Origin of the sequence: Acidovorax sp. Root219 (assembly GCF_001428665.1) — a bacterium.
GTDB lineage: Bacteria > Pseudomonadota > Gammaproteobacteria > Burkholderiales > Burkholderiaceae_C > Acidovorax.
On sequence record NZ_LMIJ01000003.1, the window covers coordinates 198,414 to 211,657 of the forward strand.

General features: G+C 69.5%; 9 protein-coding genes. 4 read left to right on the top strand and 5 right to left on the bottom strand.

The genetic code is table 11. The annotated features are described in order from the left end of the window. Nucleotides 1-5: 5 nt before the first annotated feature. Entirely contained in the window at nucleotides 6-641 is a 636-nt protein-coding gene (locus ASE28_RS03820) for a flavin reductase family protein (protein WP_057264801.1), read from the bottom strand. A 91-nt stretch (nucleotides 642-732) separates the two neighbouring features. After that, entirely contained in the window at nucleotides 733-1,404 is a 672-nt protein-coding gene (locus ASE28_RS03825) for a GntR family transcriptional regulator (protein ID WP_057264804.1), read from the bottom strand. A gap of 216 nt (nucleotides 1,405-1,620) precedes the next feature. On the opposite strand from ASE28_RS03825, the gene xdhA reads away from it, so the two are divergent. Then, a complete protein-coding gene (gene xdhA, locus ASE28_RS03830) occupies nucleotides 1,621-3,120 on the top strand; it encodes a xanthine dehydrogenase small subunit (protein WP_057264995.1) in 1,500 nt (499 codons plus the stop codon). Next, a complete protein-coding gene (gene xdhB, locus ASE28_RS03835) occupies nucleotides 3,117-5,543 on the top strand; it encodes a xanthine dehydrogenase molybdopterin binding subunit (protein ID WP_057264806.1) in 2,427 nt (808 codons plus the stop codon). The genes xdhA and xdhB overlap by 4 nt, the downstream gene beginning before the upstream one ends. A gap of 6 nt (nucleotides 5,544-5,549) precedes the next feature. Here xdhB and ASE28_RS03840 read toward each other — a convergent pair whose 3' ends face one another. Then, a complete protein-coding gene (locus ASE28_RS03840) occupies nucleotides 5,550-7,652 on the bottom strand; it encodes a diguanylate cyclase domain-containing protein (protein WP_057264808.1) in 2,103 nt (700 codons plus the stop codon). A 324-nt stretch (nucleotides 7,653-7,976) separates the two neighbouring features. Then, on the bottom strand, nucleotides 7,977-8,600 hold the full coding sequence (locus ASE28_RS03845) for a Crp/Fnr family transcriptional regulator (RefSeq protein ID WP_057264997.1): 624 nt from the start codon (nucleotides 8,598-8,600) through the stop codon (nucleotides 7,977-7,979). A 246-nt stretch (nucleotides 8,601-8,846) separates the two neighbouring features. Between ASE28_RS03845 and ASE28_RS03850 the strand changes: the two genes are divergently transcribed. Continuing rightward, nucleotides 8,847-9,884: a porin gene (locus tag ASE28_RS03850; protein WP_057264810.1), complete on the top strand. Its 1,038-nt coding sequence runs from the start codon at nucleotides 8,847-8,849 to the stop codon at nucleotides 9,882-9,884. Nucleotides 9,885-9,916: 32 nt separating this feature from the next. Here ASE28_RS03850 and ASE28_RS03855 read toward each other — a convergent pair whose 3' ends face one another. Continuing rightward, entirely contained in the window at nucleotides 9,917-11,260 is a 1,344-nt protein-coding gene (locus ASE28_RS03855) for a glycerate kinase (protein WP_057264999.1), read from the bottom strand. A gap of 112 nt (nucleotides 11,261-11,372) precedes the next feature. Between ASE28_RS03855 and ASE28_RS03860 the strand changes: the two genes are divergently transcribed. Further along, entirely contained in the window at nucleotides 11,373-13,244 is a 1,872-nt protein-coding gene (locus ASE28_RS03860; RefSeq protein ID WP_057264812.1) for a phosphodiesterase, read from the top strand.

The following is a 13,244-nucleotide window of genomic DNA, read 5'->3' on the forward strand; positions in this document are numbered from 1 at the left end:
GGCGCTCAGATCTCGTCGATGGCGGTGCTGCGCGCCTGCGCTGGCGTGTCCGCGCCGATGGCGAAGCGCTCGCCGGTCTTCACGTAGAAGCTCGCGCCAAAGCGCCCCACGGGATGGAAGTCCTGCAGGCGCACGCGCCAGCGTTCGGTGTCCACCAGGCCTTCGCGCACGCCCAGCCACAGCACGCGGCCGATGAAGACGTAGCGGCTGGCGGTCTCCAGGGTTTCGTGCAGCACGCACTCGAAGGCCACCGGCGCCTCGGCGATGCGCGGCGGCGCCACGCTGCGCGAGGGCACCGGCGTGAGGCCGGCGTGCGCCAGTTCGCTTTCATCCGGGGGCAGGCTGTCGCCGCAGGCATGCATCTGCGCGGCCATGGCTTCGTCGGTGATGTGCACCACGAACTCGCCGGTGCGCAGAATATTGGCCGCCGTGTCCTTGAGCAGGCCGTCCTTCAAGCGGTTGATGCTGACCATGACCACCGGAGGGTCCTCGCCCAGCATGTTGAACATGCTGAACGGCGCGGCATTCACCGTGCCGTCCTCGCCCAGCGTGGTGATCAGCGCGATGGGGCGCGGCACGATCAGGCTGGCCATGAGCTTGTAGCGCTGGTAGGCGTCTATCTGCGAGAAGTCGATGTCCATGGCGCGGCGCTCTAATAAATCGTATACGAAATTTTAAACCATGCCGTGAATTCACAAAGGCAATGCATAAATCGTATACGATTTTCCGCCATCAGCCCTGCGGCACCTCTTGCGGCAGGGACAGGCGCGCCTCCAGCGCCAGCAGGTGGCGGTCCATGGCGTCGGCTGCGGCGGCGCCATCGCGCAGGGCAAGGTGCTCGACGAGCTGCTCATGCTCCTCGTGCTCGCAGTTGGATTCGCCGGGCGCCTCGTACAGCGCCACGATGAGCGAGCAGCGCGTCATCAGCTCCGACAGGATGCGCTGCAGCTCGGCATTGCCCGACAGCTCCGCCAGCGCCAGGTGGAACCCACCCGCCAGCGCCACCCAGCGCGCATGGTCCTGCTGGTGCAGGGCCTCGTGCTCGGCGCGCATGCGCTGCTTGAGGCGCTGCACCTCGCCGTGCGTGATGCGCGCAGCCACCATGCGCACGATGCCCACCTCCACCACGCGGCGCGCGGCGAAGATGTCACGTGTCTCCTTCGGGCTGGGGCGGGCCACCGTCGCACCCTTGTTGGGCACGATGTCCAGGATGCGCAATTCGGCCAGCCGGTGCAGGGCCTGGCGCACCACCGTGCGGCTCACGCCGAAGCGCTCGCACAGCGCGGGTTCGCCCAGGCGCTCGCCGGGCCGCAGCCGGCCGTGCATGACGGCGTCGAGCACGGCCTCGTAGACCGGCTGGTCCAGGGTGGCGGCAGGTGGGCGAGAAGGCGTTGCGGCGGGCATGGGCAGAAGTGGTGCGGTGTGCGCGCCAGTGTAGCCAGCAACCACGGTGCCACGGGGGTGTGGCGGCAGCGGTCTTTTTTTTGCCCCCGGTGGCCGCGCAGTCATAGCGCGGCAGGCATCCTCGTTATACGCTCTGGCATATGCGGTCTGTTGCAGCCGCGCATACGCTCTGCTTTTGACCGATTGGCCCGTTTCGAGCACCCACGCATGACGATGATGATGACCCACCGACCTCTCCGCTTCATCCGCCGCGGCCAGCCTGCGGCGCTGCACGACGTACCGCCCGACCGCACGCTGCTCGAAGTGCTGCGCGAGGACCTGGGCTGCACCGGCACCAAGGAAGGCTGCGGCGAAGGCGACTGCGGAGCCTGCACGGTGGTGCTGGGTGAAGAGCGCCATGGCAAGCTGCACTACAGCGCCGTGAACAGCTGCATACGCCTGGCCCACTCGGTGGACGGCATGGCGCTGTGGACGGTGGAAGACCTGGCCGAGGACCCGCTGATCCGCCCCGCCGGCCCGGCCCCGTCGGCCGAGAAAGCCATCACCCTGCACCCCGCCCAGGAGGCCATGGTGCAGTGCCACGGCTCGCAGTGCGGCTTTTGCACGCCGGGCTTCGTGATGAGCCTGTTCGGCATGTACCAGAACCATGTGTGCCAGGGCCAGCCGATCACGCGCGAGCTGGTGCAGGAAGAACTCTCGGGCAACCTGTGCCGTTGCACGGGCTACCGCCCCATCCTCGATGCCGCCCAGCAGATGGCCTCCCTGCCCCCTGTGGCCGTGGACGAGGCGCAGTTGCTGCGCCAGTTGGCACTGCTGCAAGCCCCTGAGGCGGACGGCACGGCCTACCTGGCCCCAACCACCCTGCCCGCCCTTCTGGCCGCGCGCGCCGCGCACCCCGGCGCCCAGGTGGTGGCCGGCTGCACTGATGTGGGGCTGTGGGTCACCAAGATGCACAAACAGTACGCGCAGATCCTGGACGTGACGCGCGCGGCCGAGCTGCTGCAGCTCGATGAAGACGCGCAACACATCACCATCGGCGCTGCCGTGTCGCTGACCGACGCCTTTGCCGCACTCACCCGCCAGTGGCCGCAACTGCACAGCTTTGCCACGCGCTTCGCGGGCCTGCCGGTGCGCAACTCGGGCACGCTGGGCGGCAACGTGGCCAACGGCTCGCCCATCGGCGACTCCATGCCGCTGCTGATCGCCTTGCGCGCGCAGATCGTGCTGGCCAGCACGCGCGGCGAGCGCACGCTGGCGCTGGAAGACCTCTACACCGGCTACCGCCAGAACGTGATCGCGCCCGATGAGCTGCTGGTGCGCATCGTGGTGCCGCGGCCGGGTGTGACCGAGGCGCTGCGCGCGTACAAGATATCGAAGCGCTTCGACGATGACATCTCGGCGGTCTGCCTGGTCATCAACCTCGACATCGAGGCCGGCGTGGTGCGACGAGCCAGCATCGGTGCGGGCGGCGTGGCCGCTACCCCGGCGCGCGCGCGGCAGACCGAAGCCGCCTTCACCGGCCAGCCCTGGTCGGCCGAGACGGTGCAGAAAGCCGCCGATGTCCTGCAGGCCGAGTTCAGCCCCATCTCCGACATGCGCGCCAGCGGCGCCTACCGGCGCACTGTGCTGGCCAGCCTGCTGCAGCGCTTCTGGCTCGAAAGCCAGGGCCAGGACGCGGTGAGCGTGGAGAACTTCCGACTGGAGGCCAGCGTATGAACCAGCGTGACCCCTCTCCCGTGAGCCGCGACGCGGTGGACGACCCGGTGGCAGTGCAGGCCGATGCGCACGCCGACCAGCCCGTGGCGGCAACGCTGGCGGCCACGCCCCCCGCAACCCTGCGCGCCATGGGGCATTCGCACATCCATGAAAGCGCACGCGCCCAGGTGGCCGGTGCGGCCCACTACATTGACGACCTGCCCGAGATCAAGGGCACGCTCTACGCCTCGCCCATTCTCTCCACCGTGGCCCACGGGCGCCTGAACGGCGTGGACGCGAGCGCCGCCCTGGCCCTGCCCGGCGTGCGCGGCGTGGTGCTGGCGGGCGACGTGCCGGGCGACAAGATGCTGGCCGCCTTCGCGCACGACGAGCCGGTGTTTGCCATGGACACGGTGCAGCACATTGGCCAGGTCATCGGCCTGGTGGTGGCCGACACGGTGATGCAGGCGCGCCGCGCCGTGCGCGCCGTGAAGCTCGACATCACGCCGCTGCCGGCCGTGCTCACGGTGCAGGACGCGCTCGCGGCAGAAAGCTATGTGCTGCCCCCGGTGTTCGTGCGCCGCGGCGATGCGGCGGCCGGCCTGGCCGGCGCAGAGCACCGCCTCTCGGGCACCTTCGACGTCGGCGGGCAAGAGCATTTCTACCTCGAAGGCCAGATCGCCTACGCCATGCCGCTGGAGCAAAAGCAGTGGTGGGTCTATTCGAGCACCCAGCACCCGGGCGAGGTGCAGCACTGGGTGGCGCACGCCCTGGGCATCGACAACCACGCGGTGCGCGTGGAGTGCCGGCGCATGGGCGGGGGCTTTGGCGGCAAGGAGACGCAGGCCGGACACCTGGCCGTGTGGGCCGCGGTGGCCGCGCACAAACTGGGCCGCCCGATCAAGCTGCGCCTGGACCGGGACGAGGACTTCATGGTCACCGGCAAGCGCCATCCGTTTGCCTACCGCTACGACGTGGGCTTTGACGGCACGGGCCGCATCACGGGGCTGAACCTGCACATGGCGGCCAACTGCGGCTTCTCGGCCGACCTGTCGGGCCCGGTGGCCGACCGCGCCGTGTTCCACAGCGACAACGCCTACTACCTGAGCGATGTGGAGATCGCCTCCTACCGCTGCAAGACCAACACCCAGAGCCACACGGCGTTCCGCGGCTTCGGCGGCCCGCAGGGCGTGATCGTGATCGAGGCCATCCTGGGCGACATCGCGCGCGCCCTGGGTCTGGACGCGCAGGACGTGCGCCTGCGCAACCTCTACGGCCGCGATGCGGCCGAGGGCCGCAACGTGACCCACTACCAGATGACCGTGGAGGACAACATCCTGCACGAGCTCATGCCCCAGCTGGAGCGCGACGCCAACTACCGCCAGCGGCAGGCAGCGATTGCGGCATGGAACGCCACCAACCCGGTGCTCAAGCGCGGGCTGGCGATCACGCCGGTGAAGTTCGGCATCAGCTTCACGGCCACCTTGTTCAACCAGGCCGGCGCGCTGGTGCACGTGTACACCGACGGCAGCGTGCAGGTGAACCACGGCGGCACCGAAATGGGCCAGGGCCTGCACACCAAGGTGGCGCAGATCGTGGCCGACGAGCTGGGCGTGCCCCTGCACCGCGTGCTGGTCACGGCCAGCGACACCAGCAAGGTGCCCAACGCCAGCGCCACCGCCGCATCGAGCGGCACCGACCTGAACGGCCGCGCGGCCCAGTTCGCCGCGCGCCATGTGCGCGACAACCTGGCGGCCTATGTCTGCGGGCTCGATGGCTGCGGCGCGGGCGCCATCCAGTTTGCGGGCGGGCAGGTGATCTCGCCCAAGAAGGTGCGTGCCTTCGACGACGTGGTCAAGGAGGCGTATGCCAACCGCATCCAGCTGTGGAGCGACGGCTTCTACCGCACGCCCAAGATCCACTACGACAAGACCACGCTCACGGGCCGGCCGTTCTACTACTTCTCGTACGGCGCGGCCTGCACCGAGGTGGTGATCGACACGCTGACCGGCGAGAGCCGCGTGATCGCCGTGGACATATTGCACGACGTGGGCCACAGCATCAACCCGGCCATCGACATCGGGCAGATCGAGGGCGGCTTCGTGCAGGGCATGGGCTGGCTCACCACCGAGCAACTGGTGTGGAACGACAAGGGCTACCTGGCCACGCACGCCCCCAGCACCTACAAGATCCCGGCCACGGGCGACATCCCGGCGCATTTTCGCGTGAACCTGTGGCCCGAGGCCAACCGCGAGGACAACGTGGGCGGCAGCAAGGCCGTGGGCGAGCCGCCCTTCATGCTGGCCATCAGCGTCTACGAGGCGCTGCGCAACGCCGTGGCGGCTGCGCGCGGCGCGGGCGATAACGACCGTGCGCCGGTGCAACTGACCGCGCCCGCCACAGCCGAGAACGTGCTGCGGGCGCTGGGCAAGGTCAGCGACTGACGGGCTTCAATACGGCCCCAGCGCCATGCGACCGGAGGAAGTCATGTCGCGCGCATGGCGCGTCTCCACCCGGTTGCGCCCAGCGCGCTTGGCGTCGTAGCAGGCCATGTCGGCTGCATTCAGCACCGAGGCCACGTCGTGCAGGTGGGCGTCGAGCACCACCAGGCCGATGCTCACACCCAGCGTAAAGCTGCGCCCCTGGTAGGACGGCTCCCAGGCCTGCACCGTGGCGCGCAGCTGTTCGGCCACGGCCTGGCCGCGCGCCAGCGGGCAGCCGGGCAGCACCACGGCGAACTCGTCGCCGCCCAGCCGTGCAGACCAGCCCACCTGGCGCACCTGGGTCTCGATGAGCCGGGCCACATGGCGCAGCACGTCGTCGCCCGCATCGTGGCCCGCCACATCATTGACCAGCGTGAAATGGTCAAGGTCCAGGAACAGCATCACCCCGTCGTCAGGCGCATCGGCCACCGGGGCCCCTGGTGCACCGAGGGTTCGCGTGCGTGCCGAGCGCTCGGCCAGCAGCAGGGCCAGTCGGTGGTCGAAGGCCGAGCGGTTGTGCAACTGGGTGAGGGCATCGTGCGTGAGCTCCCAGGCCTGCTGGTACTGGGCTTCGCGCGCGGCGGTGATGTCCTCCAGCATCCACACCGTGCCTCCGCCCAGGGCCTCCGAATTCACCTTGCGGCCCTGCACCCGCGCCCAGACGGGGCTACCGTCCTTGCGCACGAAGCACACGTCCCCATCGAAGGTGCCATGCGCCGCGAAGGCGGACTGCACGCGCTCGCCCAGGCGGGCATAGTCGGCGTCAGAGCCATACAGCGTGCGTGCCGGCCGGCCCTGCAGTTCACCCTCGGCGTAGCCCAGCGTCAGGCAGGCCTGCCGCCCCACCACTTCCAGCACGCCATGGCGCGTGATGACAATGCCCACCGAGGCGTTCTGCAGGATGGCCTGGAACTGCCCGTGCAGCAGGGCGTGCAGGTGGTCCTGCTGCCGCTTTTGCTGCGCCAGCCCGTCGAACACCCGCACCAGCGCACCCACCTCGCCCCGGCCACCGGGCCAATCGATGGCGCCCCGAGCATCGTGGCGCAGCAGCTGCTGCGCGCCCCGGCACAGCTGGGCCAGGGGCTGGGCCATCCAGGCCATGGCCGTGGCCAGCAGCAGCACGCCCAGGGCAATCACTGCGGCGGCCAGCCACCAGGCATCGCGCTGGGCACCCTGCAACGGCGCCAGCAGCGCCTGCGAATTGCTGACCCGGGCCACGAACCACTGCGGCAGCGGCATGCCGGCCACGCTCACGATGTGGTCGGGCTGCACCTCGGTGACCCCGCGCCCGACCACGGGCTGCGCGCGGCGCAGCCATTCGGCGAACACGGGGGCCAGGCCCGGCTCGTCGCTCACCTGGCCCATGATGCGCGCGGGGTCGGTGTGCGAGAGGATGGTGCCGTCGCGGGTGAAGACCACCAGGCGCGAGTCATCGCGCGCCGGCAGCGCCATGGACTGCGGCAGCAGGCCCTGCGACTGCAGCCTGAGCGCCCCCGCGACCACGCCCAACACGGCGCCCTCCTCGCTGTGCAACGGCAGCGTGAACAGGATGCGCGCATTGCTGGTGCGCCCGGCAATCAGCTCCGACACCTGGGGTTTGCCGTCGATCAGCGTGCGGCGCAGGGCATCGCGCTCCGCCGGGTCCAGGTCGGCGGCCTTGACCAGTTGGCCCGCGCGGATGTTGAGTCGGAGCTCGCCATCCTTGCGGGCCACCTGCAGGGCATCAAAGAACCCCACCGCAGGCAGGCCCTGCTGCAGCAGCCAGTCCAGCGACGAGGGCGATTCGAGCATGGCCGGCGTGATGCCCTGTGCCACCGTGCGCAACACCTTCTGGCTCTGCTCGATCTTGCTGGCCAACAGCCGCGCCACCACCTCCACCTCGTCGGTCTGCTGGCCGACCACGCGGCGCATGGCCTCCTGGCCTGCGGCACGCGAGACCAGCCACACCGACGCTGCGCTCGCCAGCACCACCACCAGCGCAGCCACCGCCATCAGCCGCAGCACCAGGGAGCCCGGCAGGCTCAAGGCAGGCTCTTGCGCGGCAGCGACGGGGTTCGCGGGTGGCGTCATGCGCTGTCCCGGTGGGGAGTGCTGCAGGTGCGGACGATGAGGGAGGCGGGCATGGGAACTGTGGGAAACAACAGGGCTTCCAACGAATATACGCAGCACCCGCCCGCAGGGGCTTGGGTGGAACCCTCACATGCCCCCAAGGAAAAACCCTGAGAGAAAACACCCCCTGAGTCGCTTCGCGCCTTCACCCCTCTCTCGACTCGCTGCGCGAGTCGGGAGGGGGACGCTCCCGGTGCGGCGGGGCGGCCCTTGCACGGGAGCACTGGTTTTGCGGCGCGCCAGTTTCATGGACTGCGCCGCCAGCAGGGGGTTAGCGGTCCTGGCTCAGCCGCCTGCAACCGACTGCAGCGCCATCGGCTGGGGCAGCCTGAGCACGTTGCCGGTGCCGGCCACCAGGCCGTGCTCGCGCAGGTGGCGCATCACGCGCGAGAAGGTCTCGGGGGCGATGCCCAGTTGCGCGGCAATGAGCCGCTTGCGCTGGTGCAGGGTGACGCTCATGGCGCCGCCCGTGTCCGGCTCGGCGTTCTGCAGCAGCCACTGCGCGCAGCGCGCCTGGGCGTCCTGCGCGAGGCGGCTCACCGCCAGGCCCGACTGCTGCAGGTAGCCCGTGGCCATGTCGCGCAACAGCGCCTGCGCTGCCGGGGGCAGCGCCTCGCAGTGGCTGCGAAACACGTCCACCGGCAGATGGCGCAGCTGCACCTGGGTCTGCGCCACCATGTCCACCGCGCAGGGCTCCCCCAGCAGCGCCGAGGCGGCGTCAAGCCAGAACGGCGCCTCCACCAAACCCAGTTGGTGGCGCATCTGGCCGCGCTCGCACACCCCGAGCAGTACACGCCCGCGCTCCAGGTGCACTGCGGTGTCCAGCGTCTGGTGGCGGTGCCGCAGCACGTCACCGGCCGCAGCGACCTGGAACTGTGCAGGAAGGGAAAGAAGCGAAGAGGGCAGCATGGCCCGAACTGTGCCGCGCTGGGGCAGCGGGCACATTGAGCAAGATCAAACCGGCGCCATGCATGCCGCATGCCTGGTCCCTGCCCGCCAGGGGACTGTCCGTTTTCTGTAAGCACTTGTTCATCAGGGGCATGGAACTTGCGAAGTCCCCGCCGCTGCTCCCGCCCGTGCACCAAGGTGCACCCCATGGCAGGGCTGCATCCGAAGCACCGCCTACCCGGTGCCCCCTCACCCCAGGAGTACACAATGAAAACAAACCTGATTGCCCTTTCGCTCGGTGGCGCCCTGCTGTGCGCCACTGCTGCCACCCACGCCCAGAGCTCCGTGCAACTCATGGGCCTGACCGATGTGTTCGTCGGCTCCCTGCGCAACGCGGGTGATGCCGGCCGCGCCACGGTGCTCAACAGCGGTGGCATGACCACCTCGTGGTTTGGCGTCAAGGGCACCGAAGACCTCGGCGGCGGCCTCAAGGCCAACTTCGCACTGACCTCGTTCATCAAGGTGGACAGCGGAGTGCAGGGCCGCTTCGTGAACGACACCTTCTTCTCGCGCGATGCCAACGTGGGCCTGTCGGGCGGCTTCGGCACGGTGACCGTGGGCCGGGGCCTGGCGCCCAACTTCCTGCCCTCGATCCTGTCGAACCCGATGGGCGATTCGTTCACCTTCGCGCCGCTGATCCTGCACATGAACGTGCCGCTGTTCAACGGCACCGGCTGGACGGCCACCACGCCGTCGGACACGGGCTGGTCCAACGAAATCATCTACAGCACGCCGAGCATGGGTGGGCTCACCGTGAACGCGCACTACCAGGTGGGTGAGGTCGCCAATGACAACGGCAAGAAGAACATTGGCCTGAACGCGCTGTACTTCAACGGCCCGCTCACGCTGACCGGCTTCTATGAGCGCGACCAGGTCAGCAACCCCGCCGTGCCCAACACCTACCTGGGCACCACCAAGGCCGACTGGATGCTGGGTGGCGCCTACGACTTCACCGTGGTCAAGGCCTTCGCCAGCTACGGCCAGGCCAAAGCCGACAACACCACCAACAAGGCCAAGACCCTGCAGTTGGGCGTGGCCGTACCGGTGTTCAGCACTGGCAAGGTGCTGGCCTCGTGGGCCCAAACCGAAATGACGGCCACCGATGTGTCGCGCAAGACCTTCTCGCTGGGCTACGACCACTTCCTTTCCAAGCGCACCGACCTGTATGCGATGCTGATGAACGACCGCATCACGGCGCGCACCACCGGCAACAGCTTCGGCCTCGGAATCCGCCACAGGTTCTGATGCCAGCGCCGCCCGGGCAGCCTGGCGGTTGACTACAGCACCAGGATGGCCCGGAAGTCGTTGACGTTGGTGTGCGTGGGCCCGGTGACCAGCAGGTCGCCAAGGGCCGCAAAGTAGCCCCAGGCGTCGTTGCGCTGCAGGGCGTCTTCGATGTCGGCGCCCGCCGCGTGGGCGCGGTGCAGGGTGTCGGGGACCACGAAGGCCCCCGCGTTGTTCTCGACGCCGTCGATGCCGTCGGTGTCGGCAGCCAGCGCCCACACCGACGCTTCGCCCTGCAGCGCCTTGGCCAGCCCCAGGCAGAACTCGCCGGCGCGGCCGCCGCGGCCGCGGGGGGCGTCGGGCGCGCGCGGGCGCACCGTGACCGTGGTTTCGCCACCCGAGAGGATGACGCAGGGCTTGGTGAACGGCTGGCCCCGGCGCGCCACCGAGCGCGCCATGGCCGCATGCACCTTGCCCACATCACGCGACTCGCCTTCGATCTCGTCCGAGAGGATGACGGCGTCCACGCCTGCCGCGCGCGCCGCTGCGGCCGCAGCCTCCAGCGCCTGCCAGGGCGTGGCCACCAGGTGCACGGCATGGCCTTCGAACACGGCGTCGCCGGGCTTGGGGGTTTCCAGCGCACCGTCGCGCAGGGCCTGCAGGGTCTGGTGCGGCACCTCGATGCCGTAGCGCACCAGGATGGCCAGCGCATCGGCGCAGGTCGTGGCGTCGGGCACGGTGGGGCCGCTGGCGATGACCGAAGGGTCGTCGCCCGGCACGTCGCTGATGGTCAGCGTGACCACGCGCGCCGGCCCGCAGGCCGCCGCCAGCCGCCCGCCCTTGATGCGCGAGAGGTGCTTGCGCACGCAGTTCATCTCGGCGATGTCGGCGCCGCTCTCCAGCAGCGCGCGGTTGATGCGCTGCTTGTCATCGAGCGTCAGGCCCTCGCCCGGCAGGGTGAGCAGCGAGGAGCCCCCGCCCGAGATCAGGCACAGCACCAGGTCGTCGGCGGTCAGGCCTTCGGTCAACGCCAGCAGGCGCTCTGCGGCGGCTTCGCCGGCGGCGTCGGGCACAGGGTGCGCGGCTTCGACCACCTCGATGCGCTGCACCAGGCCCTCGGGCCGAGGTGGAACGTGCCCGTAGCGGGTGACCACCAGGCCCGACAGCGGCGCGTCGTGCGGCCACAGGGCTTCGAGCGCCTGGGCCATGGCGCCACCGGCCTTGCCGCCCCCCAGCACCAGGGTGCGCCCGCGCGGGGGCGCTGGCAGCCAGGCGCGCATGCCGTGCAGGGGCTGGGCGCTGCGCACGGCAACGTCGAACAGGCCCCGCAGAAAGCCGCGCGGATCGGTGTGAAAATCAGGCAACAGGCCGGGTTGGGGAAGAGAGATGTCGGGCATGGTGCACATTGTGCGTGGCCTCGGGCGGACCGGTGTAAACCCGGGGCCGCTGTAACGCAAATGTCACACCCGCCCGGTATGGTGAACCCCCTAGAAGTGACAAATTGCAACCATGGCGCACCCCAAGCAAGAACGTCTCGACCGCATGCTCGCGCTGCTGTCGCCCGCCGCACGGCTGGGGTCGGGACCGCTGGCGCGGCTGATGCGCGGTGGCGGCCTGCACTGCGTGTTCCAGCCGCTCGGGGACCTGCGCGAAGGCAGCATCTTTGCCCATGAGGCCCTGATCCGCGGCCCCGAGGGCTCAGCCCTGCACACGCCCGACGTGCTGCTGGACCTGGCGCGGCGCGAGGGCCTGCTGCTGGATTTCGAGCTGGTGTGCGTTTTCACGGCGCTGCGCGACTGGGGCGACCATGGTGCGCCCGGACGGCTGTTCGTGAACATCAGCGCCGATGCATTGGTGCATGCCGTGGCCCTTTGTGGCGAGCGCCGCCTGGGCGAGACGGTGCGCGCCTTCGGCGTGAGCGCACGCATGCTGGTGTTCGAGATCACCGAGCACGAGCGCGTGACCGACATGCCCGCGCTGCGCGAGGCCATCCGCGAGGTGCATGCCTGCGGCGCGCGCCTGGCGCTCGACGATTTCGGCGATGGGCGCTCCAGCCTGCGCCTGTGGTCCGAGGTCAAGCCCGACTTCGTGAAGATCGACCGCTATTTCATCCACGACATCAGCGAGCACCCCGAGAACCTGCAGATGCTGCAGGCCATCAAAGGCATTGCCGACGTGTTCGGCACCACGCTGATCGCCGAGGGCATCGAGACGCGCGACGACCTGCGCGCCCTGCGCGACCTGGCCATCCCCTACGGCCAGGGCTGGGTGCTGGGCCGCCCGGCGCGCACCCCGCGCGAGGCCATCGACGGCCCCGCGCTCGACGTGCTGCAGGACCGCCGCGTCGCCGTGCTGCCGCACCTGGGCCAGACGGCACGCCCGGGCATTCTGCGCAGCCTGATGGTGGTGCAGGCACCCACCGTGACACCGGCCACCAGCAACGACGAGGTGGCCGCCCTGCTGCAGGAGCGGGTGGACCTGCATGCGCTGGCCGTGGTGGACGGCACGCGCCCCGTGGCGTTGATCAACCGCCAGCAGTTCATGAACCACTACGCCACGCTGTACTTTCGCGAAGTGCATGGCCGCAAGCCCTGCATCGTCTTTGCCAACAGCACGCCGCGCGTGGTGGAGCTCGACTGCGACGTGGACCAGCTCGTGGGCATCCTCACCTCGCAGGACCAGCGCTACCTGAGCGATGGCTACATCGTCACCGACAACGGCCGCTACGTGGGCCTGGGCACCGGCGACCAACTGGTGCGCGCGGTGACCGAGACACGCATCGAGGCCGCACGCCACGCCAACCCGCTGACCTTTCTGCCCGGCAACATCCCCATCAGCATGCACATGCAGCGCCTGCTGGAGAGCGGCACCGAGTTCGTGGCCTGCTATGCGGACCTGAACAACTTCAAGCCCTTCAACGACCACTACGGCTACTGGCGCGGCGACCAGATGATCCGCCTGGTGGCGCGCCTGGCCACCACGCACTGCGACGCGCGGCGCGACTTCGTGGGCCATGTGGGCGGCGACGATTTCATGCTCATCTTCCAGAGCAGCAACTGGCTGCAGCGCTGCAAGAACATCGTGGACGAGTTCGCGCGCGAGGCGCTGACCCTGTTCGACGACGGCGCGCGTGCCATGGGCGGCATCCACTCCGAAGACCGCCACGGCGTGCGCCGCTTCTTTCCGTGCACCACGCTGGCCATTGGCGCCGTGCGCATACAGCCCGGCACCTACCGCCATGCCGAAGAGGTGGCCAACCTGGCCGCCGTGGCCAAGCACGAGGCCAAGCTCGCATCCACCGGCGTGGTGCTGCACGGCGGCGAGCTGCCCGGGCCGCCGCACAACGCCCTGCGCGCTCTGCAAAGCGTTCTGGCGGCCTGA